Here is a 26,734-nt window from a genome sequence, read left to right as displayed (position 1 = left end):
GGCCGGCGAGGAGCGGCGAACCGCGATCGACCAGCGTCGTACGAGCCGTCGGCCTTCCCACGAGGCCTCGGACCACCCCGCCCGACGGGCGGGGCGCGCTGGCAGGTCTTCGGACTCGCGGGCACGCCTCCCGGACACGTCCGGTCGACCCCTACTGGCCGTCGCTTCCCAAGCCCCCGAGGGTGCTCAGTGCTGATGACGGCGGTCGTTCCCACTCACCGCTGCGGGGCAGTCCCGGTCTCTCACCGGGTTCCCTCTTGCCTCGACGCCCCTGGCTGGGACGCCGAACCAGCTGCAGTCGCCACCATATGTGGGATCCATCGCGAGGTGGGGGACCACATGTTGTGTCGGCGCGTCCCGCCGGCGGAGCGCGTGGTCGGGCTTGTCCAGAGCGCACCTGTGCCAGAGAGTGGAGCGATGGAGAAGCGCAGGCTCGGACGGCTCGGGCACCGGTCCTCAGTGCTCATCTACGGCGCCGCGGCGCTGGCCGAGGTCTCGCAGGACGAGGCGGATCGCTCGATCGAGCAGGCGCTCGACGCGGGCATCAACCACGTCGACGTGGCCGCCGACTACGGCGAGGCCGAGCTGCGGCTGGGGCCACGGATGTCCGAGATCCGCGGCCGGATCTTCCTGGCGACGAAGACCGGGCGCCGGGACCACGAGTCCGCCTGGCGGGAGATCAACCGCTCACTGGAGCGCCTGCAGACCGACCGCGTCGACCTGCTGCAGCTGCATGCGATCGGCGACCTCGACGAGCTCGACCTCGCCACCGGTCCCGGCGGCGCCCTGGAAGCGGCGGTCCGCGCGCAGGAGGCCGGTCTCGTGGGCGCCGTCGGCATCACCGGGCACGGCCACGAGGCACCGGCGACCCATCTGGAGGCGTTGCGGCGGCACCCGTTCGCGACCGTCCTGACCCCCCTGAACCCGGTGCTGTGGCGAGACGACGCCTACCGCGCCGACTACGAGGCGCTCGTCGACGAGGTCCGCCGGCAGGACGTCGGCCTCATGACGATCAAGACGGTCTCCCGTCGGGGCTGGCCCGAGGGTGCGGACCGTCCCTACTCGACGTGGTACCAGCCCTACGACGTCCAGGACCGCATCACCGCAGCGGTGTCCTGGGTCCTGTCGCACGAGGAGGTCACGGGCATCCCGACCCCCGGAGACGTGCGGCTCCTCGGCATGCTGCTCGAGGCCGAGCGGGAGCGGATCTCCGCGGCCGAGGCCGAGCGGCGACTCGGCGGGGACGACGTGTACGCGTCCCCGTTCGTCGCCACGCCGTCCTGAGACGGCGTGCCGACCTCCGTGCGCCGGTGCCACCCGAACCGGCACCGCCACGGCTTGCGCGTCTCGCCGGTCGTGGTGGTCATCATGCGGCTCCGTAGTAGTCGTTCTTTCCCGGGGTGAGCCTCTTGGCCCGCCGCACGTTGGCGTCCAGGTCGGCCGGCGGCGTGCCGCGGCGGCGGGTCACCCACCCGATGGCAGCGAGGAACAGGACGACGGCGATGAGGATGTAGAGCCAGAACATCACTACCAGGACGCGCCACGTGCGCGAGAAGGTTGCCCGGTCAGCCTGCCGGGCTGGCGTGGGGCCGCAGGTCCAGCAACAGGGTCTCGATGGCCGTGCGCAGCCGCTCCTCGACGTCGACGGCGAGCACCGCGTACGCCAGCGTCACATCGCCGCGGTCCAAGCCACGCTGGATGACGCGCCGGGTGGCACCCGGGTCCGCTCCTACCGCGAGCACGAGCATCACGGACGACCCCGGCGCGATCGAGGACCGGATGGCGCGGAGCATGCCTTCGTCGAGGCCGGTCCCGACGAGGAAGTCGGACAGCACCTCGAGCGGGTCCTGATTCGACGAGACCGCGCCAGGTGCGAGCGTGAGAACGTCAGCCAGGGCGCCCAGCACGGAGTACGTGAACCGCCGCTGCGCGACCCGCGGAGCGCGCAGATGACCGATGCGGGGACGGTGGGTGCCCGGAACCCACGTCACCGTGACGACGTCGGCAACCGAGACCCCACCACGCCGCTGCAGCTCGCGCAGGCGCACGTACCCGGCCGACGCACCCATCGGCGAGTCGTACGACCAGACCGCCAACGTCGGCTGGGTCGCCCACTGGTCGGCCGCGCCGTCCGCGGACGCGGCCGGCTCCTCGGTCATGTCGCTGGCCGTTCCATCAGCGTCCGCACCTCCCGACCCGACAGGAGCACCTGCAGTCACCCGCGACCCCCGGCCCTCCTGCTGAAACGGTACTCGCGGCCACTGCCCGCTCGACGCACAACTCGCGGATCCGGCCCGATTCGCCCTCCTCATGGCCCCCGATCCTCGCGACAGTGACGGTGGCGAGCGTGGTGACAGGACCCGCGCTTGTGCCTAGCGTGTGTGACCGGGGGCCGACCTCGGGAGGAACACATGGGAGTGATCACGGACGTGCGGGTGCGCCAGCCCGTCAAGGACGAGCTCGTCGGGCGGCGGTTCCTCGTTGCCGGGGTCGGCAACGGGTTCGAGGGGACGATCGGCGTTCGCGTCCTCGACGGTCGCGGCCGCGTCCTCGCGCAGGACTCCGCGCAGTCCACCGGGGGGATGGCCGCGGTGGGGGAGTTCTCGACCCGCGTCACGGTGAGCAGCCCGCCGCGCGACGGCACCCGGCTCACCGTGCAGGTCTTCGGTGACAATCCCGGCCTGCCGGACGAGGGCCCGAGTCCGGGCTTCAACCTGCGCGAGGTCGAGGTCATCATGTTCCCCGACCTGCAGGGCTGGCTCCTCTATCGCGTGGAGCGAGGAGACACGCTCACCTCGATCGTGCGGAAGGTGCGCGACCTCACGCGGACGACGGTGGCGCAGGTCGTGGCCGCCAACCCGAGGATCACCGATCCGGACGTCATCCGCGCTGGCCAGCGGCTGCGGATCCCGGTCAAGGGCTGACGGCCGGGGCCTGCGGACGCCACGACTCCGCGGGCGGCGGCAGCGGTCTCGCTGCCTGCACCTGCTCACTGCTCACGGCCGGCTGTACCAGGCGCCGTGCCGCTCGCCGAGCGTGTGCGGTGGTGCGACCTGTCGGCCGCGCGACGCCGACCGGGTCGCCAGCGCCCTGGTACGACGGGTCGTTGTGGCTTGGGAGCGCGTCCGGTAGCCCATCGCCGAGCCGGTCACTGCCTCCTGCTCGAGCTGCCGCTCGACGGGCCATGGCTCGCCGGCCCCGACCAAGTGAGGTAGTTCCACGGCTGCTTCGGTGCCGCCGAGTCGGAACCATGGAGGACATGAGCCGAACCCTTGGACCTGACCTGGACGCCCCGGCGGAGAGCACTGCCGACGAGCGGGTCGTCGACGCGAGACCCAACGGGCACGGGCTGGGGGCGGGTGCACGGCCGTCGGGGGCTGCGATCTGGCACGGCCGTCCTGACCTGGACCGTGCCAACGAGATGAGCGCGGACTGCGCGATCGGCAACCTCGGCATCGAGCTCACCGAGCTCGGCGCGAGCCATCTCGTCGGTCGCATGCCGGTCGACCGCCGTACCCGCCAGCCGTTCGGGATCCTGCACGGCGGTGCGTCGGTCCTCCTCGCCGAGACCCTCGTCAGCTGTGCGGCCACGTTCGTCGTGGCGCCCGGCAAGGCGTGCGTGGGGATGGAGATCAACGCCAACCACCTGCGGCCCGTCACCGCCGGCTGGGTGACCGGCACTGCTCGACCGGTCTCGTTGGGCCGCCGCAGCCAGGTCTGGGAGGTCCGGATCGTCGACGACAACGACAAGCTCGTGTGCATCTCGAGGTGCACGATGGCGGTGATCGAAGCGTCGTGATGCGGCGGAGCGAGATCGGCCCAGCGGGCGCCGGCCTGCTGTTGACTGGTCTCATGGCTGCCCGCGAGCAGCGCTGGGGAACCGCGCACCTGGAGGACGTCGGGAAGGTGACCTTTGCGCTGACCGGCACCGGACCGCTGTTGGTGGTGGTGCCGGGCTGGCTGAGCCACCTCGAGCTGGGCTGGGCGATCCCGGCCGAGCGCATGTTCCACGAGGCGCTGTCCTCGGGTCGGACGCTGGTGCGTTACGACCGTCCGGGGTGCGGCCTCTCCGATCCGTACGACGGGCCTCGGACGATGGCGCTGGAGCTGGCCACGATCCGTGCCGTGGTCGGAGCGCTCGACGCGACGCGCTTCGACGTGTTCGGCTGGTCGCTGGGAGCCGCGGTAGCGGCGCAGTGGGCGTCGGAGCGACCCGAGACCGTCTCCCGGCTCGTCCTCTACGGCGGCTGGGCCACGGGCGCCGCCATCGGGGACGCCGACAGCCGGCGGCACATGCTCGGGCTGCTCGCAACCCACTGGGGACTGGGCTCCGACCTGCTCACCGAGGTGTTCGCCCCCGACGCGGATGCGGGGACCCGTCGCACACTCGCCCAGTACCAGCGGGCCGCGTCCTCGGCCGAGACGGCGGTCGCGCTCCTCGGGCTCGCCTACGACCTGGACGTGCGCCCTGCCCTGGCGCGGATCTCCGCGCCGACGCTGGTGCTGCACCGCCGGGGCGACCGGGCGGCGCCGGCGGCGCAGAGCAAGGTGCTCGCCGACGCGATCCCCGGCGCCGAGCTGGTGGACCTCGAAGGTCGTTCGCATCTCCCGGCCCTCGGCGACGCGGACGCGGTCATCAGCCAGGTGCGGCGCTTCCTGGGCCTGCCTCGGCTCCGGCGGGCCGTGCCGACCGGTCTCACCCCGCGCCAGACCGAGGTCGCGGCGTTGGTGGCCGAGGGGCTGACGAACCGCGAGCTCGCCGCACGCCTGGGGATCACCGAGCGGTCGGCAGAGTCGCACGTCGAGCGCATCCGCCTGCGTCTCGGGTTCAGGTCACGGTCACAGATCGCGGCCTGGTACGTCGCCCGCGAGCCGCAAGTGAGGTAGTTCCACGGCTGCGTCCGGCCCATCGCTCGCCGGAGCATGAGGTCATGTCCCGACAACCGTGGTACCTGGTCCTGTCAGCCCTCGCCTGGGTCGGCTTCGTCGCAGTCACGCTGTGGACGATGGCCTTCCTCGCCGACGGCGTCATCTCGTCGACCGTGGACGGGCCGGCGCGCACGAACGCGGCGGTCGCGGTGGCGGTCGACCTCGCGCTCCTGCTCCTGTTCGCGGTGCAGCACTCGGTGATGGCGCGTCCTCAGGTCAAGGCGGTGCTGCGTCGCCGGATCCCCGCTGCGCTGGAGCGCACGTCGTACGTCCTGGCCACCGACGTCTGCCTCGTCCTCCTGCTGGTGCTGTGGCAGCCCTGGGGCGGCCGGGTGTGGGAGGTCGACGGGCCGGCCGCCTACGTCCTCTGGTCGCTCTGCGCGGCCGGCTGGCTCCTGGCCATCACGGCGACGTTCGCGGTCGACCACCTCGAGCTGACCGGCCTGCGCCAGGCCGGCTGGGCGGCACCTCGGGAGTCCTCCGGCGTTCCTGAGCTGGAGGTCGGGGGCCTGTACGCCGTCGTCCGTCACCCACTGATGACCGGCCTCCTCCTCGCCTTCTGGGCGACCCCGCAGATGGGTGCCTCGCATGCGCTGTTCGCCCTGGCGGCGACGGCGTACATCGCCGTCGGGGTCAGGTTCGAGGAGCACGATCTGCGACGTACGTTCGGCGCCACCTACGACGCCTACGCTGCCCGCGTCCCCAGCCTGGTGCCGAGGCTCCGGGTCCAGGCGGCACCGCGGCGAACGGTGCGCGACTAGCGGCGGGCGTCGGCCCGCCGGGACCGGCTAGGTCCGCGCGAGCCGCCGCGCGAGGTACGGCGCGGTCGCGCTGCCGTCGGCCTGCGCGATGTCGGCCGGCGTGCCGGTCGCGACGACCCGACCACCGGCGTCTCCGCCGCCCGGCCCGAGGTCGACGACCCAGTCGGCCGTGGCGATCGCGTCGAGGTCGTGCTCGACGAGAACCACCGTGTTGCCGGCGTCCACGAGCCGGTGCAGCTGCCGCAGCAGGAGCGCTGTGTCCGCGGGGTGCAGTCCCGCGGTCGGCTCGTCGAGCAGGTAGAGCGCGTGGCCACGGTGCGCCCGCTGGAGCTCCGTGGCGAGCTTGATGCGCTGTGCCTCACCGCCGCTGAGCTCGGTCGCCGGCTGTCCCAGCCGGAGGTAGCCGAGGCCCACCTCGCGCAGCGTCTGGAGGCTGCGGGCGGCCGCGGGCACGTCGGCGAGGAACGTGGCGGCGTCGTCGACGGACAGGGCGAGGACCTCCGCGATGTTCTTGTCGCGGTAGGTGATCTCGAGCGTCTCGGCGTTGTAGCGATCGCCGTGGCACGTCGGGCAGGGTGCGTACGTGCCGGGCAGGAAGAGCAGCTCGACGGAGACGAATCCCTCGCCCTGACAGGTCTCGCAGCGGCCCTCGGGGACGTTGAAGGAGAACCGGCCCGCGCCGTAGCCGCGGGCCTGGGCCGCGTCCGTGGCGGCGTACACCTTCCGCACGGCGTCGAACAGGCCCGTGTACGTCGCGAGGTTCGACCGCGGCGTCCGGCCGATCGGCCGCTGGTCGACGAGCACCAGTCGGTCGAACGACTCGAGGGCGGTCGGGTCCTCGGCGAGCACCTGGCTGACCAGGGTCGACTTGCCGGAGCCGGACACGCCGGTGACCGCGGTCAGCACGCAGAGCGGGATGTCGACGGACAGGTCGCGCAGGTTGTGCCGACGCACACCCGCCAACCGCAACCAGCCCTGCGGGGCACGGACGTCGTGCACCAGCCGCTCGGCGCGGCCGAACAGGTAGGCGCTGGTGACCGACTCGGTGACGCCCTCGAGATCCGCCACCGGACCGCTGTGGAGCACTCGGCCTCCGGCCTCGCCCGCCCCGGGGCCGATGTCGACCACCCAGTCCGCCCGCCGTACGACGTCGAGGTCGTGCTCCACGACGAACAGCGAGTTGCCGGACGCCTTCAGGCGATCCAAGACATCCAGCAACGGCTCCGCGTCGGCCGGGTGCAGGCCGGCTGATGGCTCGTCCAGGACGTAGACGACCCCGAACAGCCCGGAACGCAGCTGGGTGGCGATCCGCAGGCGCTGCGCCTCACCGGGCGACAGCGTCGTCGAGCTCCGTCCCAGACTCAGGTAGCCGAGGCCCAGGTCGAGGAGCACCTCGATGCGGGCGACCAGATCAGCGCAGATCCGCACCGCGACCTCGTTGGCCTCCTCGGGCAGCTCGGCAACCGGCCGCAGCAGCGCGACCAGCTGGGTGAACGGCAGGTCGTTGACCTCGGCGATCGAACGCCCGAGGAAGGTCACCGCGAGTGCCTCCGGCCGCAGTCCGCTGCCCCGGCAGTCCGGGCAGGGCGCGTCCTCCACGAACCGCAGGGCCCGCTCGCGCATCCGCTCGCTCTTGGAGTCGGCCAGGACGTGCATGACGTGCTTGCGCGCGCTCCAGAACTTCCCGTAGTAGCCGTAGTCGACGCGATCGCGCTCGGGCTCGACGAGCACCGAGGGCTGCTCGTCGGTGAAGAGCAGCCAGTCGCGGTCCGACTTCCTGAGCCTGCGCCACGGCTTGTCGATGTCGATGCCGAGACCGGAGACGACGCTGCGCAGGTTGGCACCCTGCCAGGCACCGGGCCAGGCGGCGATCGCGCCATCGCGGATGCTCAGGGACGGGTCGGGGACGAGCAGCTCCTCGGTGACGTCGTGCACGACACCCAGACCGTGGCAGCGCGGGCACGCGCCGGCCACCGTGTTGGGCGAGAACGCCTCCGCCGGGAGGTGGTCGGCCCCGGCGGGATAGTCGCCCGCTCGCGAGTAGAGGATCCGCAGCAGGTTGGACAGCGTGGTGAGCGTGCCGACGGACGAGCGGGACGTGGCCACGCCGCGACGCTGCTGCAGCGCCACGGCCGGCGGCAGCCCGGTGACCTCCTGGACATGCGGAGCACCGACCTGCTGCAGCAGCCGGCGCGCGTACGGCGCCACCGACTCGAAGTAGCGCCGCTGCGCTTCGGCGTACAGCGTGCCGAAGGCCAGCGACGACTTCCCCGAGCCGGAGATCCCGGTGAACGCCACCATGGCGTTGCGGGGGATGTCGACGTCGACGTTGCGGAGGTTGTGCTCGTTGGCGCCACGGACGCGCACGAAGCCGTCGATCACGTCGGTGGTCACCCGCCCCTTGTACCCAGCCCGACCGCGACGTACCTGGTTGGGTCGCGGGCGACGTCGGACCTCACCCACGCGCCGGGCGGCCGAGGTCCCGCTCAGCGGGGGCGGTTGAGGGTGTCCGACGGTGTTTCGCCGAAGGCCGCGCGGTAGGCAGCGGCGAAGCGACTCGGATGCCACATGCCGAGGCCGGTGGCGACGGCGCGCACCGTGGTGGCGTCGCGGTCGGCGGCGCTCAACGCCTCGTGCGCCCGGCGCAGCCGAACCTCGCGCAGGTAGGCCATCGGCGGGGTGGCGAGATCCCGGCTGAACCCCGCCTGCAGCGCCCGTGGACTCAGGTGCACCTCGGCTGCCAGCCGAACTGTCGTCCACGGCTCGGCGGGGTTCTCCTCCATGAGCGCGACCGCACGCCTGATCGCGGAGCGGTGCGCCGGCGGGCCGGGCCGGGTCGCGGCGTCGCTGTGATTGTGCGGCTGAGACAGCAGGAGGCTGTCGAGCACGAGTCCTTCGACGTGTCGGGCCACGAGAGGGTTGCGGCTCACATCGGTCGGCTGCTCGAGCTCCTCGACGAGCAGGTTCAGCACTGTCCGCAGGCGCTGCCCCACCGGACTGGGCAGGTCGGCAGCGAAGTCGAAGACGAGTCGACCCCTGAGAGACCTGCCGAGCATCCTCTCCAGCTCTGCCTCCAGACGCGCCGGCGGAACCATCAGACACAGCTGCTCACAGTCCTCCGACCAGGAGATCTCGGCCGGCGCTCCGGGAGAGAACACCAGACCTTCGCCGGGCGACGTGCTCACCGGTTCGCCGGACCCGTTGCTCGACGCCGCGCGGCCGCGCAGCGGGACGTTCACGTGGAAGTTCTCGGCGTCCTCCGTGCACAGGAGCACCGAGCGCCCGTAGGTCAGCCGGCCCGCGGTGAGCGCGCCCAGGCGGAGGCCGGTCACCTCCATGCCCAGCGGGGTCGAATCCTCGGAGAGGTCGAGCCGGTTCGGCAGGTAGAGGTCGGCGATGACCCGCTCGGCCTCGTCGCGGTCGCCGGTCGTACGCCGGGTGTACGGCGGCAGGCCTGCCTGGTCGTCGACCCCGCAGGTGCCGCGGTTCATCGGGCCGATCGTGCTCATGGTCGTTCTCCCTGCGATCTCCCGAAGCACCGCATCGAGCGGGTCGTGCGTCGTTGCGGACGTGGCGCGTTCCAGTTGCAGGTTAGATACCCGGCCATGGCCCCCGGACGCGGGCCCGTCCGTAGCCACTGAGCGCCGTCCTGTAGCCGGAATGCGCAGGACGCCCACGAGGGGTCTCTGGCCGCGTGTCGAGGGGTCAGTATTGAGGCGCGGCGCCGTGTGCCTGCCCCCCGACAGGTCGCACGGCGCCGCAGCGGCGACGCGAAGCAGGTCCCAGTCCTCGGAGGAGCAGATGGCTGTCTCGGAACTCGAACAGTTGAAGACGTCGACCCTGTTGGCGCAGGCCGGGCTGCTCGTCGCCGCGAGCGACGCTGTCGGGCGGATCGCCCTCCTCAGCCCGGGCATGCAGGAGCTGTTCGAGCTGCCCTTCGAGCCGATGCCCGAGGACGAGATCAGCACTCGCTTCCGGCTGTTCACCCCGGACGGCTCCACCCCCTTGCCGACCGAGGACGTCCCGCTGGTGCGGGCACGCCGGGGTGAGGTCGTCCGCGACGCCCTCATCGCGGCGCGGTCGGCGACTGGAAGCCTGCGGCACCTGCGCTGCAACGCGTCGCCACTGATCGGTCCCGACGGACTTCTGTCCGGGGCCGTCGTGCTCGTCCAGGACGTCAGCGGTGAGCGGGCCGCACACCTGCGACAGTCCGAGCTCCGCGAGCGGCTCCTGGAGACCATCAACCACCAGCTGCGCACGCCGGTGACGAACCTGCTCGGCTACGCGGAGATGCTCGACGACCAGCGGGCCGGCATCGCGCCGGAGGCGCAGCGGGCCCTCGACGCCGTGCTCCGCGCCGCGGGAACGCTCCGAACCCTCCTCGAGACCATCTCGGCACTCGTGGACCTCGATCGCCACGCCCAGCTCACCAAGACCTACGGCGACCTCCCGCTCGTCGTGGAGCAAGTGGCCCGCGCCGTCACTCCGCTGTTCGACGAGCACCATGTCGAGCTGCGTCTCGATCAGCCCGTCACGCTGCCCGTGGTGCTGGACTTCGCCGAGATCCGGCGCGCGGTCTCCGAGCTGTTGAAGAACGCCGCTTGCTACGCCCCGGCCGGTTCCGTGGTCCGCCTCCGCACGCGTTGCGAGGATGGGGTGGCCGTCGACCTCACCGTCTCCGACAACGGGCCAGGCATCGACGACGCCGAGCTGGACCGCCTCATCCAACCCTTCGAGCGCGGCACCGATCCCCGGCAGGACGTCACTGGCCGAGGGCTCGGGCTGGCGATCGCGCACACGATCGCCTCGGCCCACGGCGGAGCCCTTCAGCTGTCGGCCAACCGTCCCCGGGGCCTGTGTGCGTCGCTGCGGTTCCCCATCCGGTAAAGCGATGGCCGGCCCGGCGCATGAGCCGGCAGCAACACGGTTACCTACATCCAAAGCGCGTAGTGGGGATCGTGAAGTCTCGGATGCGGTGAACGGTGTCCCCATGAACGGTCTGAGCCTCGGGATCCCCGGGGTCGGCGTAGTCAGCCCAGGAACGCACTTCTGCGCCCTGTACTCCGGCCCGGCCGAGCGCGACCGGCTGCTGTTCTCCTTCCTCGAGGAGGGGCTGCGGCACGGCGACAAGTGCCTGTGCATGATCGACGCAATGGAGCCGGCGCTGGTCCGGGACCTCGCCGTGGGCCAGCCCGGCCCGGAGTACTCCCGACGATCGGCCCAGCTCGACGTCGAACGGGCATCCGATGTCTACCTCCGCTCAGGGCAGTTCAACGTCGAGGACATGCTGAGCTACATCACCCAGAGCGTGGACGCGGCGATCGAGGACGACTTCGACCTCCTGCGGGCCGCCGGTGAGATGTCGTGGGTGCTGCCCAAGCCGCACGGCTGGGCAGACCTGTGCCAGTACGAGTCGGCCCTCAACGACGGCATCGAGGAGATGCCCGCCATCCTCATGTGCCTCTACGACCTGCAGAAGTTCGGGCCGGACATGCTCGTCGAGGTGCTCCGCACCCACCCGAAGGTGCTGCTGGACCGCACCGTGATCGACAACCCCCAGTACGTGCACCCGACGGAGCTCCCCACCGCTCCAGGTGACCCCGCGACGACGCGGTATCCCTTGGTCAAGGTACGTACGGACGCCGAGGAGGGAACTGACCACAGGTGGGCGTTGCTCACCGACGCCGAGCTGCGGGTCGTCTCCTGCCTGGCTCGGGGGATGGCCAATCGAACCATCGCCGACGAGCTCCACCTCTCTCGCCACACCGTGGACGCCCACCTCAAGCACGTCTATCTCAAGCTCGACATCCACTCCCGCGTCGAGCTGACCCTGCTGGCCGTGCAGCACCGCTTCCCGATCGACTAGCCCGCAGCCAGCACGGCCCGGTCACGAAGCACCCGTTCACGGGATGCCGCGACCTGCGCGACCGCGGAGCATGGCCATCGTCAAGTGCATCCGGCGAATGGAGTGGTCATGGGCAGGGCAGTCGGCATCGACCTCGGAACGACGAACTCGGTGATCGCGGCCATGGAAGGTGGCCAGCCGCAGGTCATCCCCAACGCGGAGGGCAACCGGACCACCCCGTCCGTGGTCGGATTCCTGGAGAACGGAGAGCGACTGGTCGGCCAGATGGCCCGACGCCAGGCGATCCTGAACCCCAAAGGGACCATCTACTCCGCGAAGCGCTTCATCGGTCGCAAGTACGACGAGGTCAGCAGCGAGCTGTCGGCCGTCTCGTTCGACGTGGTCGCGGGTCCCGATGGCGCGGCGCGGTTCGAGGTCAACGGCAAGCTCTACGCACCCGAGGAGATCTCGGCGCAGGTGCTTCGGAAGCTGGTCGAGGACGCCGGGAAGTTCCTCGGCGAGCGCGTGACCGAAGCGGTCATCACCGTCCCGGCGCACTTCAGCGACGCACAGCGACAGGCCACGAAGGACGCCGGGAAGATTGCCGGGCTGGACGTCCTCCGGATCATCAACGAGCCGACGGCTGCCGCGCTCGCCTACGGGATGGACAAGCTGGAGAACGAGACCGTGCTGGTCTTCGACCTCGGCGGCGGTACGTTCGACGTGAGCATCCTGACGGTCGGCGAAGGCGTGGTCGAGGTCCGGTCGACTGCCGGGGACAGGCATCTCGGCGGCGACGACTTCGACCGACGCGTCGTCGACTACCTGGCCGACGACTTCAAGAAGTCGAACGGCATCGACCTCCGCGACGACTCCCAGGCACTGCAGCGTCTCTTCGAGGCCGCGGAGAAGGCCAAGGTGGAGCTTTCGGCGGTGACCCAGACCTCCGTCAACCTTCCCTTCGTCACCGCTGACGCCTCCGGGCCCAAGCATCTCAACGTCAACCTGATGAGGTCGACGTTCGAGCAGCTCACGGCCGACCTCGTCGAGCGTTGCCGCGGGCCGGTCAAGCAGGCGATGGAGGACGCGAAGGTCACCGCCGACGACATCGACGAGGTGATCCTCGTGGGCGGCTCGACGCGGATCCCGGCGGTGCAGGCCTTGGTCCGCCGCCTGACCGGGGGCAAGGACCCCAACATGACCGTCAACCCCGACGAGGTCGTCGCCATCGGCGCGGCCGTCCAGGCGGCGATCATCAAGGGCGACGTCAAGGACGTGCTGCTCCTCGACGTCACGCCCCTGTCGCTGGGGTTGGAGACGATGGGTGGGGTGATGACCAAGGTCATCGAGCGCAACACCACCATCCCGGCTCGGCGAACCGAGATCTTCAGCACCGCCGAGGACAACCAGTCCGCGGTCGACGTCGTCGTCCTCCAGGGTGAGCGGGAGAGAGCGGGCGACAACCGCGTGCTGGCCCGGTTCCGGCTGGAGAACATCCGTCCCGCGCCCCGCGGGGTGCCCCAGATCGAGGTGACCTTCGACATCGACGCCAACGGCATCCTGCACGTCTCGGCGCGCGACAAGGACACCGAGGGCAGCAGCGTCTACTACGCCGCGACGGAGTTCGAGGCCCGGCTGTGCCGACGGGAGCCCGTCACCGTCGTGGGCGGTGGCAATTCCGCGGGCCAGGCGGCCTGCTTCCTGGCCCGCCGTTCGCCGGTGGTCAACCTGGTCATCCGGCACGACGACCTGGGAAGAGACATGTCCCGCTACCTGGCCGACCGCGTCGAGCAGTCGGCACGCATCAAGATCTGGCGCAACAGCGAGGTGTGCGAGCTCGTCGGGGACGAGGCACTCGACGCCGTGCTGCTGCGCGATCTCCACACCGGTGCGGAAGAGCGCGTCACGACGACAGCCCTGTTCGTGCTGATCGGTGCGGCCCCGCACACCAGCTGGCTCCAAGGGGAGATCCCGCTGGACGCGAAGGGGTACGTCCTCACCCGCCCCGCCGCCGACTGCAGCGACGGGCTGTTCCAGACCAGCCGCCCCGGTGTCTTCGCCGTGGGCGACGTGCGCAGTGGTTCGGTCAAGCGCGTCGCCTCCGCCGTTGGGGAGGGCTCGGTCGCGATCCGCCACGTCCACGAGTTCCTGGAGGCCGAGGGACGCCGCTGAGGGGCATTGCCCGCCACGAAGGCACGAAACCAGGAGGAACGAACATGACCACCTACAAGGTCGGCTACTTCGTCGGAAGCCTGTCGTCGACGTCGATCAACCGCATCCTGTCCAAGTCGCTCATCCGGTTGGCGCCGGACGACCTGGAGTTCAGCGAGATCCCCATCGGCGACCTGCCGCTGTACAGCCCGGACTTCGACGACGACTACCCGCCCGAAGCGCGAGCGCTCAAGGCCTCGATCGCCGCCGTCGACGCGGTGCTCTTCGTCACCCCCGAGTACAAGCGGTCGATCCCAGGCGCGTTGAAGAACGCGATCGACTGGGCGTCCCGACCATGGGGACAGAACTCCTTCGACCACATCCCAGCCGCGGTGATCGGCGCCTCGATCGGCCAGATCGGCACCGCCATGGGCCAACAGGGCCTGCGCGGTGTGCTCAGCTTCTGCAACGCCCGCCAGATGACCTCGCCCGAGGCCTACATCCAGTACTCCGCGGATGTCTTCCAGGACGACGGCGAGGTCACCAACGACTCCACCAGGGAGTTCCTCCGCGCCTACATGGCCGAGTTCCGCACCTACATCGGCATGGTCCTGACCGTCCTGCCACGCCCGCAAGGGCCGAGCGGCGCGTCAGGCGAGCCGTCTGGCGAGGCTGACGGCAGGTAGGGACGGCGACGGGCGGATCGAGCGAGGTCGGCGTGCAGGCCGTCGCGAGGATCGGCTCAGCGCTACTTCGAGTCTCGCTCGCGCGCGAGACGGTCGCGGCGGTCCTCCTCGCGCTTGGAGTAGGCGGCGGCCCGGATGGCCTCGTCGGTCTCCAGACCGGAGCCAAGACCACCGCCGACGGTGGCCGCTGACGCCACGAACCAGGCCAGTACGAACAGATCGGGGAAACCGAGCCCTGCATTGAGGTAGTCGCCCATGAGATCGGGGTCGAGGACGAAGAACGCCCAGGCGAGGTTCACGACGTAGAGAGCGACGTAGCAGATGAGCACCCCGGCCGTCAGGGTCAACAGGGTCGCGGCGTTGTAGAGACGTGACCGATCCCGCGCCTGTGGGGAGTCGTCGTCGGGGCGGTCCCACAGCTCGCCGTCGATCACGAGCCAGGCGACGACGAGGGCGATCGAGGCGATCGTCGCAACCACGAGACGCCACCACGACAGGGAGTCTGCCAACAGCCAGACCGTCGAGTTGACGGTGGCGACGGCGCCGGTCGCCAGCGCTGCCACGAGCGCGGACTTCAGGCCAGGGACCAGGAGCCACGGACGGTTGGCGAGGACCATTCCCGCAAGAAGTCGCCAGCGTCCCCCGAGGCGGGGGAGCGGGACGCGGTGCTCCTCCTCGGAGTTGGGGTCGGCCATGTCGCCGACGAGGGTGCGCACTGCGCGGCGCGTACGTGCGTGCATGCGCAGTCCGCCGAGAGCAGGCAGCGACAGCACCGCGGCGCGTCGTTGCGGGTCAGCCTCGACGAGGAGGTAGCGGCCGTCGTCGTCGCGCAGGGGAAGCTCGGTCAGACCCACGACGATGTCCCACTCGTGCCGGTGGGCCTGGACTCGCAGGCGCGCCATCGCGGTGCCGACATCCTCGGATCCGGTGGTGAACGGCTCGCTGACGACCTCGATGTGCCAGGCGTGGTGATGCTCGCCCGCCGGCGGTTGGAGGTCCTTGATGCGATGCGCCATCTGGGTGGGCGCGGCCGGGTCGGCCACCAGGCCGACGTTGAACGGCTTCATGTCCGGAGGTATACCCACAGCCACCGACCTGACGCGCACTCTCGGTTCCGACCATCGGCATCTCGGCCCGAGGACCGGGGGCACGCCCGTTGCGGCCGGGACGTTCGCCCCTGTTCGATCGTCGGGCTGTTGGCCAGCATGGAAGTCACGGCCGAGGGGGCCTGCTGAGGGCCTCCGGTGACGTTCGGAGGTGTGTCGTGGTCGCGATCAAGCAGGCAGCATCGGAGTTCCTGGCGAACAAGCGGATCGCGGTCACCGGGGTCTCTCGGGACCCGAAGAGCCACGGGGCGAACGTGGTCTACAAGCGGCTGAAGGATCGCGGGTACGAGGTCGTCGCGATCAACCCGCATGCGGATCGTGTCGAGGGTGACAGCTGCTACCCGGACCTGGCGTCGGTTCCCGGCCGCGTCGAGGCCGTGGTCATCGGCACCCGCCCCGACATCGCGGAGACCACCATGCGGGAGTGCGTCGACCTCGGTATCGGGCAGGTGTGGATGCACCGGGGTCCGGGCGCGGGAAGCGTGTCCGAGGCTGCGACGGCGTACGGGCGCGAGCACGGGGTCACCGTGATCGACGGTGGCTGCCCGTGCATGTTCGGCCCGACCGCGGACGGCGGGCACAGGATGATGCGCTGGGTGTTCGGGCTGAACGGCAACGTGCCCAGACACGTGTGACCCCGCCTGTGAGCGGCCGATCCCGCCGGCTCCGGTTCGAGCCCCGCGGAACTCCGCCGTCGAGCGCATCGAGTCCGCGGGGCGTACTGTTCGATCATGTCGGGCTATCGCGTTGAGGCATCGCGGCTGCTCCCCGTCGAGCAGACAGTGGCCTTCGACCGGCTGATGGGTGCGCCGCTGCCGGACCTCTTCAGTCGTCGGTATGCCGCCTTCCCGCCAGTGCAGGAGGTGGTGGACGAGCCGGCCGACTGGGGAAGCGTCGGCCAGGACCGCGTCATCCGGCTCGCCGACGGCGGCAGCCTGCGAGAGACGCTCACCTCCGTCGACCGACCGCGCGGGTTCGCCTACCGGCTCGATGACCTGCATGGCCGGCTCCGACCCTTCCTGCGCACCATCGACGGCGCTTGGTCCGTCGCGGCGGAGGGCACGAGCTCACGGGTCACGTGGACCTGGACGATGTATCCGACGGGATCGCCGGCGCGGCTGACCCTGACCGTGATCGGTCGCATGTGGAGCGGATACGCCGAACGCTCCCTCGAGCAGCTCGAGACCATCCTGACTCGCCCGTGACCAGCAGGCCCGCGCGCTGAGCGGGTCACAGCACGGCGACTGCCGAGACCAGCATCGTCGCGAGCGCCAGCTCGACGGCAGCGCCCATCACGTCGCCGGTCACGCCGCCGAGGCGACGGACGGCATGGGCGACGAGGGCCAGCACGACCAGACCGCCGGTGACGCCGAGGAGGAGCACGGCGGGGGCGGCGACGAGCACCGGGACGGTGGCCGTGAAGCCGACGCCGAGGCCGTCGGGGCGGGCGGCGGGGACGCGGGTGCAGCAGGCGATCCAGAGGGCGCAGCGCGAGAGACAGACGAGGGTCCCGGCGATGACCACCTCGTCGGTCAGCGCGCCGAAGGCGGCGGCCTGCACACCGGCGACGACGACGGTCGCCAGGACGCCGGCGGGGCCGCTCGTGCCGGTCTTCATCACGGCGAGCGCGCGCTCGCGGTCGTACGACGCGGTGAGGCCGTCGACGGTGTCGGAGAGACCGTCCCAGTGCAGCCCCCGCGAGCCGAGGGCCAGCCCGCCGACCGCGAGGAACCCGGTGGCCAGCGGTGGCAGGTCCGCCGTCCGCCCGAGGATCAGCACCGCGGCGACGATGATGCCGAGCGGCAGCACGGCCAGCGGGGCGAGCAGCAGCGCGTTGCGAGCGGTGGTGCGGTCGACCTGCCGGGGAGCGGCGACCGGGACGGCAGTCAGCGTGCCGACCGCGAGCCGCCAGGCGTCAGGCATCGGGGAGGAGCTCGGAGAGCAGCGCCACGTCGCGCAGCACGGCGACCGCGCTGCGCAGCAGCGGCACCGCGGCGACGGCGCCGCTGCCCTCGCCGAGCCGGAGCCCGAGGTCGAGCAGCGGCTCGAGGCCGAGCTTGGCGAGCGCCAGCGACTGGGCGGGCTCGGTGGAGCGGTGACCGGCGACGTACCACGCGGCCGCGCCGGGCTCGATCCGGTCGGCGGTGAGCGCGCAGGCCACGGCCATCAGCCCGTCGAGGACCACGGGTACGCCGAGGCGGGCCGCCTCGAGGAGGTAGCCGGTGCTCGCGGCGAGGTCGGCGCTGCCGAGCGCGGTGAGGCACGCGACGGGGTCGGTGAGACTGTCGCCGGCCCGGGCCAGGGCCCGGTCGATCACCTCGACCTTGTGGGTCCAGGCGCCGGCGTCGATGCCGGTGCCCCGCCCGGTGACCTCCGAGGCGGGGAGGCCCAGCCCGGCCGCGACCAGGGCCGCGGCGGGCGTGGTGTTGCCGATCCCCATGTCACCGGAGATAAGGACCTGCGCCCCGGCGGCGACCTCCTCGCGGGCGACCGCGGCGCCGGCGGCCAGCGCCGCCTCGGTCTCGGCCGCGCTCAGGGCGTCCTCGACGTGGATCGCGCCCGAGGAGCGGCGCACCTTGTGGCGGCGTACGTCGTCCGGCACGCCATCCAGGTCGTCGTCGACGCCGATGTCGAGCACCCGCACCGCGACGCCGTGCGCCGCGGCGAGGGCCGAGACGCCGGCGCGGCCGGCGACGAACGTGCGCACCATGGCGCCGGTGATCTCGGGCGGGTACGCCGAGACGCCGTGCCGCGCGACGCCGTGGTCGCCGGCGAAGATCACCAGCCGCACGTTGTCGAGCGGCCGGGGCGGCACCTGGCCCTGCGCGGCCGCGATCCAGACGGCCAGCTCGCCCAGCCGGCCGAGCGCCCCCGGGGGTGTGGCCAGGCCGGCGAGCCTCTCGGCGGCAGCGGCGGCGACGGTCGGGGACGGCGGTGCGATCACGGCGGAGAGCCTAGGTCACCCAGCCACCGCTCCAGCTGTCGGCGGCTGCGCAGCCGCACGATCGGCAGGTCCGGCCGGTCGGCGGCGACGGCGGGCACGCGCTCGCGGTACTGGTGCCGGGTCTGCCACGACCAGCGCACGATGTGCTCGGGATCGGTGAAGAACGTGTGCAGCGGGCCCTCCTGGTTGCCGTTCCACAGCTCCTCGCGGCGCAGCCGGCGCCGCACCGTGCGCCGGACGACGCGGGCGAGGACGAGCGGGTAGGGCAGGTCCAGCCAGACGAAGAGGTCCGCGCGCTCGGCCAGCAGCGGCCGGGCATGGGAGTACTGCCACTCCGTCACCCAGCGCTCACCGGCCACCAGCGCGTCGACGTCGGCCTCGAACGACGGCCGCGGGACCCAGCCCGGGCCGTGGTAGAGCGAGTCCATCTCGGTGTACGGAAGGTCCAGGAGGGCGCCGATGCGCGCGGCCAGGGTGCTCTTCCCCGACCCGCTGGCGCCGGCGACGACGACGCGCTGTGGACGACCCGGCACGCACCGGATCCTACGGGCGGCGCCTCAGTCGATGTAGTCCTCCTTGCGGAGCCACCGCAGGGCCCAGCCGCCGTAGACGTCCGGCAGGTACGACGTGGCGATCCGCTGCGTGACCGCGATCGCGAACGCCGGTCCGCTCGGGACCCCGACGGCGACCAGACCGGCCGCCAGGGCGGCCTCGGCGACGCCGACGTTGCCCGGCACGGGGATGAGCGCGGAGAAGAGTGCCGCGGCGCCCACCACGAACACGGCCTCTCCGTAGGAGACGCCGGGGTTGAGCCCGGCGCACATGCAGGTGAGCGCGATGCCGGTGATCAGCAGCGACGCGAGGTTGGTGCCGAACATGAGGAGGGCACGCGCCGGGTTGGCCGTGACGACCTTGAGCGAGGCCCAGGTGCTGCGGACCGCCTCGGCGATCTTGCGCCGCAGCTTCGGGACGGCCACCAGCGTCACGACCGACACGACGATCGCCAGCGCCAGCGCGGCCATGAGCTTCTCGAGGTCACCCGGGCCCGCGAGGTCGAGGTCCGGCATCTGGTCGGCGAGCAGCAGCCCGAGGGCGACCACGATGACGTTGCACAGCGAGGCGGCGGCGGCGTCCAGCGCCACCGCGCTCACAGCGACGGACGGACCCTCGCCATACCTGCGCAGGAACGAGGTGTTCAGCGCCAGTCGACCCACGGAGGCGGACACGGCGAGCCCGAGGGTCTTGATGCCGTACTGGATCTGCACCAGCGGCCACAGCGGCAGCCGGCTCGGCACCGCGGACATCGTCGAGATCGAGTCCGCGACGGCGGTCCCCTGGGCGATGACGAGACCGGCAGCGACCCACGCCCAGTTCGCGTGCTGCCAGGTGTCGAGAACGGTCTGCCAGTCCAGTCCGACCAGGGTGCTCAGCAGCGCGTACGCCGCGACCAGGATGAGCGCCGTCTGCGCCAGGTCGCGCCAGCCGAACCGCTGGATGGGCGCCGGCGGTGGCGCGTCGACACCGGTCCGCTCGGAGATCGCGGCGGAGACGGCCGGGATCGTCTCCTTCACGCCCGGCTGGGGCCGCACCTCGCGAGGAAGCGCCGCGCGCTGGAGGTAGGGCTGGGCCGCGGCCACCTGCTCGGTGCCGAGCGCGGCGAGGGCGGCATCGGTCGCCCGGTCGGCACCGACCCGGAGCGCCAGGGCGATGAGCAGGATCGCGACCTCGCGGTTGCGTTCGGCCTCCGTCGCCGCGATCCGACCCTCCGCGAAGTCGGAGAGGACCGCCGTGCCGTCGGGAGACATCCCGACCCGGTCGAGGATCAGCCGCCCGTGCGTGAGGCCGGCGGCGTGCAGGCGGGCCACCGCCGTCCACGTCGCGCGCAACGTGGCGTCGTCGATGTCCGTGCTGCTCCCGATGGGTGTCGGCGGCCGGCCGAGGACCAGCACCGCGTCGCCGAGGGCGCTGGCAGCGGCGACCACGGCGGGGACGGCGACGCCGGCCCGCTCGGCGAGGATCGTGACCAGGGCCTCGTGCTCCACGAGCTGGAGCCGGGTGGCGTCGGGAGCGGACTGGTCGCGGTAGACCAGGGTGCGCCACCAGCGCGCGGAGCGGTGGGCATCGGTCGCGTCGCGGCCGTAGACCTTGATGACGACCGGACCTGCGGTGGTGGAGACCGCGTGCAGGACCCGCGTCCCCCAGGGTTGGTGCTCGGCGAAGCGCAGGTCGGCCGCGTCGACCCCCAGGGACGCGAGGCTGCGCGCGACCTGCGCCAGGTCGGGGTGCCCGCCGGGCGAGCCGACCAGGACCAGGGCGACACCCGCGGCGGCCATGCCGACGCCGAGCGCGCCGATCACGTCGGTGGGGCCACCGGTGCCGATGATCCACGCCGCGATGCAGAGCACGACGACGATGCTGATGCTGAGCCGTCGGTAGGCGAGGACCAGCCAGGGACGCAGCGTCAGCAGCACGGCGGTGGTGGCGGCGACCCGGACCGTCGGGAAGGTGTCCGGAGAGGAGGCCTTGACCGGGTCGGGGGCGAGGTCGGGCCAGCCGGCCCCGACGAGGAACGAGCAGAGCAGGACTCCGGCGACGGAGATGACCACGGCGACCGGCAGCGCCAGCATCAGCCGGCCCCGCCGGCCGGCGGTGGCGACGGCGAGGACGATGGCGACGACCGCGTAGACCGCGCCGAGGGCGTACACCGCGTCGAAGACGTTCGCCACCCAGTCGGGGAGGTCCTCCGCGACCGCCCGGACGGTCGCGTCGAGCTGGCCGGGCGGGTTGGCGACGGCCAGCATGCTGAGCACCGCGACGAGCGTGCCGAGCACGGCGAGCGCCAGGTCGACGGGACGCCGGGACGAGCCGTTGTCGTTGACGAAGAAGCGCCGGGGCTGGTGCTCGGTCCGGTCAGGCATCCGCGTCCTCCCGGAGGCCGGCGCGGTGACCGAGGTCCTCGAGCCACCCCACCAGGACCCGGTGCAGCGCGTCGGCGCCGACGACCATGTCGTCGGGCAGCGAGAAGTCGGCGGGGTGCACGATCATGCCGCGGTCCTGCCAGCCGCCGAGCCCGCCGTGGCAGGCCACCAGCCCCTCGAACGCGGCGACCTCGTCGAGCTCGTCCACGAGGCTGTTGACGTAGATGTCCGGTGCCTCGGGCATCGTCGCGGCGCGGAGGACGAACTCGGGGGCGTGCGGCCCGTACGGCGTGAGCGGGTCGCTGCCGACCACGACACCCTCGCGCACGCGGTGCTCGCCGGCGGCGCCGATCGCGACCGGCCCGTGCTCGGCGGTGTCGACGACGACGAACCCCACACCGGGGTGCGTGGTCAGCCCGGGGAGCAGCTGCGGGTAGCGCGCCGTGAGCTCGTCGACGGTCAGCCGGTGCTTCTCGCCAGCGACGTAGACGAGACCGAGGTTGCCGGAGCCGAAGACCAGGAACTCCTCGGCCTTCTCGGGGCTCGTCGTCTCGATGGTGTCGGCGGCGATCCGCTCCGCGGCCCGGTCCGAGGCCCGCTGCAGCGCCCGGCCCAGCACGGTGTCGCTGCTCGCGTTGCCGGCGACCATCGAGTTCACCGCGCCGCTGCCCTCGGCGTTCTCCAGCGAGGAGACCGCCGCCGAGTCGGTGAGCCGCGAGACGAGCGCGGCGAGGTCCTCGCCGTACCGGTCCGCGAAGATCGTGCCCTGCGACTGGCCGTGGTCCGACAGCACGACGATGTGGTACTTCCGCGGTGCGACCGCGGCGATGGCCTCGAGCTGCGCGAGCACGGCGTCGATGCCCGCGAGGGCGTCCAGCGACTCCGGCTGCAGGATCCCGGCGTGGTGCGCGACGGCGTCGTAGTCGACGTAGTCGACGTAGATGCTGCGGCGACCCTTGAGCATCGAGTCGGCGACGAGGGTGGTGTTGAGGTCGCGGATCACCCCGGTGAGCGCGGCCCGCTCGCCGGCGAAGGCCCAGCCGCGGTGGACGCGCGGCCGGATGTCGCGGCGCTTGGCGCGGGTGGCCTGGAAGCGCTCCCGGGCGATCTCGCTGATCGCGCGCGACATGCTGCGAGCGAACCCGGCGGGCCGGGCGAGGAACTCCGAGAGGGCCTGGCGTGACTCCCGGGTCTCCCGGCCGCGGCCGATCGCGCTCATCGTGGCGTACGCCGTGGGCGCGTCGCCCGTGAAGAGGTTGCTGACGGAGACACCGTCGTCCGCGAGCAGCCCGCGACCGTCCGAGTGCGCGGCCTCGATGAGGGCGGCGTCCGCCGGCCGGTTGGCGACGTAGACCTTGCCGGTCGGGCGGTCCACCCACCGGAAGGCGGGGATGCCCTCGATGGTGCCGTGGAGGATGCCCATCTGGCTGGCCGGCGTGGTCGCGGGCAGCTTGGGCCGCCACTCCGCCGACCGGTGGGTGCCGCTGCGCAGCCACCGGGACAACGTGGGCAGCGTGCCGGCCCGGACGCACCAGTCGAGCACCGGGAAGGGGACGCCGTCGGCCTGCACGAACACGATGCCGGCGACCTCGGGGTCGGGGATCTCCTGCTTCCTGCGCCGGGCGCGGCGCAGGAGGGTCGCGGTCACGGCGTCGTCGGTGCCCGCGGTCCCGACCCAGACGAAGAGTGTCGAGACGGCGGCGATGATCCAGGAGGCGACCAGGGCCCAGCCGATGTCGGCCGCGTCGCCCCCGCGCGGCAGGTAGACGACGATCCACACGGCGAGCGCCTGGCCGAGGAGACCGACGACCAGTGCGGCGACCCAGCCGACGAGGACGGCCCCCCGGACGAGGAAGAAGCGGAGCACGGCTCCGCAGATCGCGATCAGCACGGCGACGCGGAAGGCGTCCTCCCAGGAGCCCACGTCGAAGCTGGGGATCAGCCACGAGCAGATCCAGATGCCGACCGCGGCGCCGACCAGCGCCACGGCGGCACGGCCCACGTCGCCCCACCGCAGCACGCCCATGGCGCGACCGTAGCGGAGGGTGACCCCCTCAGGGGGTCCCCCGATTCGGGCGGTCGTCTGGCAGGCTCCGACCCGTGGACGCCGCCGAGAACCGTCCGGCCGAGGTCGTGCCGGCCGACCGAGCCGGGTCGTTCGTGCTGCGGATGTCGGGGATGGACCAGTCCTACGTCGACCTGACCGACCCCACCCGGCTCGTGTTCGAGTACGTACGCCGCCTGGGCGACGTCGTCGACGCCGTCGGCCCGGCAGGGGAGCCGCTGCGGGTGGTCCACGTCGGCGGCGCCGGGCTGACCCTGCCCCGGTACGTCGCCGCCACCCGCCCGCGGTCGGCCCAGGTGGTGCTCGAGCCGGACGCTCGGGTCACCGAGCTCGTGCGCCGCGAGCTGCCGCTGCCGCGCCAGAGCGGCATCAAGGTGCGCGCCGCCGACGGACGCACCGGCCTGGCGGCGCTGCGCGACGGCAGCGCCGACCTCGTCGTCGTCGACGCGTTCGCCGACGCGCGGGTGCCGGGCTCGCTCGTCACCGCCGAGGCGTACGCCGAGCTCGCGCGCGTCGCGGGCGGTGCGGGTGTGGTGGCGCTCAACCTCACCGACCGGGCGCCGTTCGCGTGGACCCGGCGGGCCGTCGCCGCCGTGCGCACCTCGTTCCCCCACCTGCTCCTCACCGCGGAGCCGGCCACGCTGCGCGCCCGACGGGCCGGCAACCTGGTGGTCGTGGCGACCGCCGGCACCCTGCCCCTCGACGCGCTGCGGCGGCGGGCGACGACCGCCGGCTCGCCGTACCGCGTGCTCGACGCAGCCGCCGTGTCCGACTCGTTCGGCGGCGGCGCGCCCTTCACCGACGCCGACACGGAGCCGTCGCCGGCACCCGGGTGATGACTTCCGCCGCTCGCTGCCGTCACACGTGCGACAGGACATGATGCGACGGAGAGGTTGAGGCGATGAGCGTGGACACCCGACTGGAGGAGCCGGACGTGGACGGTCTGGGGGAGGTCGACGAGACCGCCTTCGCGAGGCTGACGGAGCCGCACCGCCGGGAGCTGCACGTGCACTGTTACCGGATGCTCGGCTCGTTCGAGGACGCCGAGGACACGGTGCAGGAGACGTTCCTGCGGGCCTGGCGGCGGCGGGAGACCTTCGAGGGCCGGTCGACGTTCCGCGCCTGGCTCTACCGGATCGCCACCAACGCCAGCCTCGACCTGCTCGACAAGCGCCGCCCCGAGCCCGCGACCGGCGGCGAGGTGCGGTGGCTGCAGCCCTACCCGGACCGGCTGCTCGACGAGCTGCCGGCGGGTGACGCGGACGAGCCGGAGGCGGTGGCCGTCGCCCGGGAGACGATCGAGCTGGCCTACCTCGTCGCCCTCCAGCACCTCGCTCCCCGCCCGCGGGCGGTGCTGGTCCTGCGGGACGTGCTCGGCTGGCCGGCCAAGGAGGTCGCCGACCTCCTCGGTGACTCGGTCAACTCGGTCAACAGCGCGCTGCAGCGGGCCCGCGCCGGCCTGCGGGAGCACCTCCCCGCCGAGCGGCAGGACTGGACCGGCAGCGAGCCCGACGCCGCGACCCGCGAGCTGCTGCGCCGCTTCACCGTCGCCACCGAGGCCACGGACGTCGACGCGCTCGCCACGATGCTGCGCGACGACGTACGCAGCTCGATGCCGCCCACGCCGGGCGTGCGCGTCGGCCGGGACGCGGTGGTGGCCGACTGGGTCTCGGACGGCTTCGCCGAGATCACCGGCCTGCGGGGGGTGCCCACCTCGGTGAACCGGCAGCCCGCCATCGCCTTCTACCTCTGGCAGGAGGACGAGCGCGCCCACCTGCCGCTGACGCTCGACGTCCTGCGCATCAGCCGCGGGGAGATCACCGAGGTCGTGATCTTCGACGCCGACCAGTTCCCCCGGCTCGGGCTCCCCGCCCGGCTGCCCGCCGACGGCGCGGAGTAGTCCGGTGTGGGTCACCGGCCTCGTCGCGACGGTCGCGGCGATGGCAGCCACCACGCTCGGCGCCGCCGTCGCCCGCGCCTGCGGCGTCGACCTCGTGGTCGCCGCGGGGGAGGAGCCGATCCCGCTGTCCGGGGTCGCCGTCGTCACCGGCGTCTTCTCCGCCGTCGGCGTGCTCCTCGCCGCCGCCCTGCGGCGCTGGAGCGCTCGTCCGGCCGAGCAGCTGGTGCGGATCACGGTCGCGCTGACCGCGCTCTCGCTGGTCCCGCCCCTGCTGGCGCCGGCCGACGTCCCCACCACCGCCACCCTGGTCGCGCTGCACCTGCTCGCCGCGGCCGTGGTGGTCCCGGCGCTGGCGCGCAGCCTCAGGGGCCGCGGGGTGGCAGGCTGTGCGCGGAGTACCCGCCTGGCAGAGGGGTGAGGACGGCGCTGTTGGCTGTCGGCAGCCCGAGCCCGGCCCGCGTCCTGGAGGCCTGACCATGCTGCACGTGCGCGTCGCTGTGCCCGCCGACCTGACCGACGGGGTCCTCGACGTCCTGCGCGACGACCCGGCGGTCAGCTCCCTCGCCGTCCTCGCCGGCACCTCGCTGACGCCGGCGGGCGACATCGTGCTCGCCGACGTCGCCCGCGAGGCGGTCAACGACATCGTCGACCGGCTCATCGCGATCGGGGTCCCCGAGCAGGGCACCCTGCACGTCGACCCGGTCACGACCTGGATCTCGCGTCGCGGGCTGGAGGCGGAGAAGGTCACACCGGGCGCGAGCGCCGACGCGGTCGTGTGGGCGGAGGTGACCCAGCGGGCGTACGAGGAGACCGAGCTGAACTGGACCTACCTGTCGTTCATGACGATGGCGACGGTCCTCGCCTCGATCGCGATCGTCCTGGACTCCCAGATCCTCGTGATCGGGGCCATGGTGCTCGGGCCGGAGTTCGTCGCCGTGGCCGCGCTCGGGCTGGCCCTGGTCCGGCACCGGCGCACGCTGTTCACGCTCGCGGCGCGGACCCTGGTCGTCGGCTTCGGGGCGGCGATCGCGCTCACGACCGGGCTGTCCCTCGCGGCCCGGGCCCTGGGCTGGGTCGTGGTCGACGACCTGACCACCGAGCGCATCGGCACGGCGTTCATCTACACCCCCGACAAGTGGTCGTTCATCGTGGCTCTCGTGGCCGGCGCCGCCGGGGTGCTCTCGCTGACCTCGGCGAAGGTCGGCGGGCTGTCCGGCGTGTTCATCTCGGTCACGACCGTGCCCGCCGCCGGCAACGTCGCCCTCGGCCTCGCCTTCGGCGTGTGGCACGAGGTCCTCGGCAGCTCGCTCCAGCTGGTCGTGAACGTCGCCGGGATGGCCCTCGCCGGCTGGGCCACGCTCGCCCTGCAGCAGCGCGTGTGGCACCGGATGGCGTTGAGCCGCCGACGACGCCGCGACCCCGCCTAGAG

General features: G+C 72.3%; 25 protein-coding genes and 1 riboswitch. Of the genes, 15 read left to right on the top strand and 10 right to left on the bottom strand.

The window, feature by feature from the left end; translation table 11 throughout:
* Positions 1-97 precede the first annotated feature (97 nt).
* A riboswitch (cobalamin riboswitch) is annotated at positions 98-293 on the bottom strand.
* A 124-nt stretch (positions 294-417) separates the two neighbouring features.
* Complete coding sequence (locus HZF07_RS04315; protein ID WP_157347201.1) at positions 418-1,284, top strand: aldo/keto reductase; 867 nt, start codon at positions 418-420, stop codon at positions 1,282-1,284.
* An 82-nt stretch (positions 1,285-1,366) separates the two neighbouring features.
* Here HZF07_RS04315 and HZF07_RS04310 read toward each other — a convergent pair whose 3' ends face one another.
* Together HZF07_RS04310 and HZF07_RS04305 are read right to left on the bottom strand one after the other, a co-directional pair.
* The gene (locus HZF07_RS04310) at positions 1,367-1,525 is read right to left on the bottom strand and encodes a hypothetical protein (RefSeq protein WP_157347199.1); all 159 of its coding nucleotides are present in this window, start codon (positions 1,523-1,525) and stop codon (positions 1,367-1,369) included.
* Positions 1,526-1,565: 40 nt separating this feature from the next.
* The gene (locus tag HZF07_RS04305; RefSeq protein WP_157347197.1) at positions 1,566-2,159 is read right to left on the bottom strand and encodes a hypothetical protein; all 594 of its coding nucleotides are present in this window, start codon (positions 2,157-2,159) and stop codon (positions 1,566-1,568) included.
* Between the two features lie 252 nt (positions 2,160-2,411).
* Here HZF07_RS04305 and HZF07_RS04300 point away from each other — a divergent pair, with 252 nt between their 5' ends.
* From HZF07_RS04300 to HZF07_RS04285, 4 genes are all read left to right on the top strand, one after another.
* Positions 2,412-2,924: a Gmad2 immunoglobulin-like domain-containing protein gene (locus HZF07_RS04300; RefSeq protein WP_157347195.1), complete on the top strand. Its 513-nt coding sequence runs from the start codon at positions 2,412-2,414 to the stop codon at positions 2,922-2,924.
* A 335-nt stretch (positions 2,925-3,259) separates the two neighbouring features.
* A complete protein-coding gene (locus tag HZF07_RS04295) occupies positions 3,260-3,799 on the top strand; it encodes a hotdog fold thioesterase (RefSeq protein ID WP_198346530.1) in 540 nt (179 codons plus the stop codon).
* Between the two features lie 53 nt (positions 3,800-3,852).
* Positions 3,853-4,887, top strand: a complete 1,035-nt coding sequence (locus tag HZF07_RS04290; protein ID WP_157347193.1) for an alpha/beta fold hydrolase — start codon at positions 3,853-3,855, stop codon at positions 4,885-4,887.
* Positions 4,888-4,931: 44 nt separating this feature from the next.
* The gene (locus tag HZF07_RS04285) at positions 4,932-5,690 is read left to right on the top strand and encodes a methyltransferase family protein (protein WP_157347191.1); all 759 of its coding nucleotides are present in this window, start codon (positions 4,932-4,934) and stop codon (positions 5,688-5,690) included.
* Between the two features lie 27 nt (positions 5,691-5,717).
* Here the strand turns inward: HZF07_RS04285 and uvrA are convergent, their stop codons facing one another.
* Positions 5,718-8,084, bottom strand: coding sequence for an excinuclease ABC subunit UvrA (gene uvrA / locus HZF07_RS04280; RefSeq protein ID WP_181644754.1), 2,367 nt, complete (start codon positions 8,082-8,084; stop codon positions 5,718-5,720).
* A gap of 92 nt (positions 8,085-8,176) precedes the next feature.
* Positions 8,177-9,367, bottom strand: a complete 1,191-nt coding sequence (locus tag HZF07_RS04275) for an AraC-like ligand-binding domain-containing protein (RefSeq protein ID WP_181644753.1) — start codon at positions 9,365-9,367, stop codon at positions 8,177-8,179.
* A gap of 148 nt (positions 9,368-9,515) precedes the next feature.
* Here HZF07_RS04275 and HZF07_RS04270 point away from each other — a divergent pair, with 148 nt between their 5' ends.
* From HZF07_RS04270 to HZF07_RS04255, 4 genes are all read left to right on the top strand, one after another.
* Entirely contained in the window at positions 9,516-10,577 is a 1,062-nt protein-coding gene (locus HZF07_RS04270; RefSeq protein WP_181644752.1) for a sensor histidine kinase, read from the top strand.
* A 103-nt stretch (positions 10,578-10,680) separates the two neighbouring features.
* The gene (locus HZF07_RS04265) at positions 10,681-11,556 is read left to right on the top strand and encodes an MEDS domain-containing protein (protein WP_181644751.1); all 876 of its coding nucleotides are present in this window, start codon (positions 10,681-10,683) and stop codon (positions 11,554-11,556) included.
* A gap of 108 nt (positions 11,557-11,664) precedes the next feature.
* The gene (dnaK, locus tag HZF07_RS04260; protein WP_157347185.1) at positions 11,665-13,707 is read left to right on the top strand and encodes a molecular chaperone DnaK; all 2,043 of its coding nucleotides are present in this window, start codon (positions 11,665-11,667) and stop codon (positions 13,705-13,707) included.
* 44 nt (positions 13,708-13,751) lie between these two features.
* A complete protein-coding gene (locus HZF07_RS04255; RefSeq protein ID WP_157347183.1) occupies positions 13,752-14,372 on the top strand; it encodes an NADPH-dependent FMN reductase in 621 nt (206 codons plus the stop codon).
* 62 nt (positions 14,373-14,434) lie between these two features.
* Here the strand turns inward: HZF07_RS04255 and HZF07_RS04250 are convergent, their stop codons facing one another.
* Entirely contained in the window at positions 14,435-15,439 is a 1,005-nt protein-coding gene (locus HZF07_RS04250) for a hypothetical protein (RefSeq protein WP_181644750.1), read from the bottom strand.
* A 197-nt stretch (positions 15,440-15,636) separates the two neighbouring features.
* On the opposite strand from HZF07_RS04250, the gene HZF07_RS04245 reads away from it, so the two are divergent.
* Positions 15,637-16,113 (top strand): CoA-binding protein, encoded by a 477-nt coding sequence (locus tag HZF07_RS04245; protein ID WP_181644749.1) that lies wholly within the window; start codon positions 15,637-15,639, stop codon positions 16,111-16,113.
* Positions 16,114-16,209: 96 nt separating this feature from the next.
* Positions 16,210-16,683 carry an SRPBCC family protein gene (locus HZF07_RS04240; protein WP_157347181.1) on the top strand — a complete coding sequence of 158 codons (474 nt, stop codon included), beginning with the start codon at positions 16,210-16,212 and terminating at the stop codon, positions 16,681-16,683.
* 25 nt (positions 16,684-16,708) lie between these two features.
* On the opposite strand, the gene HZF07_RS04235 is transcribed toward HZF07_RS04240, so the two are convergent.
* The 5 genes from HZF07_RS04235 to HZF07_RS04215 are packed head-to-tail and all read right to left on the bottom strand — an operon-like array spanning position 16,709 to position 23,366.
* Positions 16,709-17,401, bottom strand: a complete 693-nt coding sequence (locus HZF07_RS04235; RefSeq protein WP_157347179.1) for an adenosylcobinamide-GDP ribazoletransferase — start codon at positions 17,399-17,401, stop codon at positions 16,709-16,711.
* Positions 17,394-18,422: a nicotinate-nucleotide--dimethylbenzimidazole phosphoribosyltransferase gene (gene cobT, locus HZF07_RS04230; RefSeq protein WP_309504436.1), complete on the bottom strand. Its 1,029-nt coding sequence runs from the start codon at positions 18,420-18,422 to the stop codon at positions 17,394-17,396. Before cobT ends, HZF07_RS04235 begins: the two co-directional genes overlap by 8 nt.
* A complete protein-coding gene (locus HZF07_RS04225) occupies positions 18,419-18,955 on the bottom strand; it encodes a P-loop NTPase family protein (protein ID WP_309504434.1) in 537 nt (178 codons plus the stop codon). The genes cobT and HZF07_RS04225 overlap by 4 nt, the downstream gene beginning before the upstream one ends.
* Positions 18,956-18,979: 24 nt before the next feature.
* Positions 18,980-21,340, bottom strand: coding sequence for a lysylphosphatidylglycerol synthase domain-containing protein (locus tag HZF07_RS04220; protein WP_157347177.1), 2,361 nt, complete (start codon positions 21,338-21,340; stop codon positions 18,980-18,982).
* Entirely contained in the window at positions 21,333-23,366 is a 2,034-nt protein-coding gene (locus HZF07_RS04215) for a phage holin family protein (RefSeq protein WP_157347176.1), read from the bottom strand. The genes HZF07_RS04220 and HZF07_RS04215 overlap by 8 nt, the downstream gene beginning before the upstream one ends.
* A 74-nt stretch (positions 23,367-23,440) precedes the next feature.
* On the opposite strand from HZF07_RS04215, the gene HZF07_RS04210 reads away from it, so the two are divergent.
* The 4 genes from HZF07_RS04210 (at position 23,441) to HZF07_RS04195 (ending at position 26,732) form a co-directional block, all read left to right on the top strand.
* Positions 23,441-24,241 carry a spermidine synthase gene (locus tag HZF07_RS04210; protein WP_309504431.1) on the top strand — a complete coding sequence of 267 codons (801 nt, stop codon included), beginning with the start codon at positions 23,441-23,443 and terminating at the stop codon, positions 24,239-24,241.
* A 65-nt stretch (positions 24,242-24,306) separates the two neighbouring features.
* Positions 24,307-25,305: an RNA polymerase subunit sigma-70 gene (locus HZF07_RS04205; protein ID WP_157347174.1), complete on the top strand. Its 999-nt coding sequence runs from the start codon at positions 24,307-24,309 to the stop codon at positions 25,303-25,305.
* 40 nt (positions 25,306-25,345) lie between these two features.
* Positions 25,346-25,723 carry a DUF6069 family protein gene (locus tag HZF07_RS04200; protein ID WP_198346529.1) on the top strand — a complete coding sequence of 126 codons (378 nt, stop codon included), beginning with the start codon at positions 25,346-25,348 and terminating at the stop codon, positions 25,721-25,723.
* A 58-nt stretch (positions 25,724-25,781) separates the two neighbouring features.
* Positions 25,782-26,732, top strand: coding sequence for a DUF389 domain-containing protein (locus HZF07_RS04195; protein WP_157347172.1), 951 nt, complete (start codon positions 25,782-25,784; stop codon positions 26,730-26,732).
* Positions 26,733-26,734 lie beyond the last annotated feature (2 nt).

Origin of the sequence: Nocardioides agri, from assembly GCF_013778305.1 — a bacterium.
Lineage (GTDB): Bacteria > Actinomycetota > Actinomycetes > Propionibacteriales > Nocardioidaceae > Nocardioides > Nocardioides agri.
The sequence above is the reverse complement of the archived record's forward strand: the minus strand, read 5'-3'. Positions and strand labels throughout refer to the sequence as shown.

Bases quoted from the DNA above. Each gene is read 5' to 3' on its own strand.
- HZF07_RS04315 (WP_157347201.1), top strand. From the start codon at position 418: ATGGAGAAGCGCAGGCTCGGACGGCTCGGGCACCGGTCCTCAGTGCTC.
- HZF07_RS04310 (WP_157347199.1), bottom strand. From the start codon at position 1,525: ATGTTCTGGCTCTACATCCTCATCGCCGTCGTCCTGTTCCTCGCTGCC.
- HZF07_RS04305 (WP_157347197.1), bottom strand. From the start codon at position 2,159: ATGACCGAGGAGCCGGCCGCGTCCGCGGACGGCGCGGCCGACCAGTGG.
- HZF07_RS04300 (WP_157347195.1), top strand. From the start codon at position 2,412: ATGGGAGTGATCACGGACGTGCGGGTGCGCCAGCCCGTCAAGGACGAG.
- HZF07_RS04295 (WP_198346530.1), top strand. From the start codon at position 3,260: ATGAGCCGAACCCTTGGACCTGACCTGGACGCCCCGGCGGAGAGCACT.
- HZF07_RS04290 (WP_157347193.1), top strand. From the start codon at position 3,853: ATGGCTGCCCGCGAGCAGCGCTGGGGAACCGCGCACCTGGAGGACGTC.
- HZF07_RS04285 (WP_157347191.1), top strand. From the start codon at position 4,932: ATGTCCCGACAACCGTGGTACCTGGTCCTGTCAGCCCTCGCCTGGGTC.
- HZF07_RS04265 (WP_181644751.1), top strand. From the start codon at position 10,681: ATGAACGGTCTGAGCCTCGGGATCCCCGGGGTCGGCGTAGTCAGCCCA.
- dnaK (WP_157347185.1), top strand. From the start codon at position 11,665: ATGGGCAGGGCAGTCGGCATCGACCTCGGAACGACGAACTCGGTGATC.
- HZF07_RS04255 (WP_157347183.1), top strand. From the start codon at position 13,752: ATGACCACCTACAAGGTCGGCTACTTCGTCGGAAGCCTGTCGTCGACG.
- HZF07_RS04250 (WP_181644750.1), bottom strand. From the start codon at position 15,439: ATGAAGCCGTTCAACGTCGGCCTGGTGGCCGACCCGGCCGCGCCCACC.
- HZF07_RS04240 (WP_157347181.1), top strand. From the start codon at position 16,210: ATGTCGGGCTATCGCGTTGAGGCATCGCGGCTGCTCCCCGTCGAGCAG.
- HZF07_RS04235 (WP_157347179.1), bottom strand. From the start codon at position 17,401: ATGCCTGACGCCTGGCGGCTCGCGGTCGGCACGCTGACTGCCGTCCCG.
- HZF07_RS04220 (WP_157347177.1), bottom strand. From the start codon at position 21,340: ATGCCTGACCGGACCGAGCACCAGCCCCGGCGCTTCTTCGTCAACGAC.
- HZF07_RS04215 (WP_157347176.1), bottom strand. From the start codon at position 23,366: ATGGGCGTGCTGCGGTGGGGCGACGTGGGCCGTGCCGCCGTGGCGCTG.
- HZF07_RS04205 (WP_157347174.1), top strand. From the start codon at position 24,307: ATGAGCGTGGACACCCGACTGGAGGAGCCGGACGTGGACGGTCTGGGG.
- HZF07_RS04200 (WP_198346529.1), top strand. From the start codon at position 25,346: ATGGCAGCCACCACGCTCGGCGCCGCCGTCGCCCGCGCCTGCGGCGTC.
- HZF07_RS04195 (WP_157347172.1), top strand. From the start codon at position 25,782: ATGCTGCACGTGCGCGTCGCTGTGCCCGCCGACCTGACCGACGGGGTC.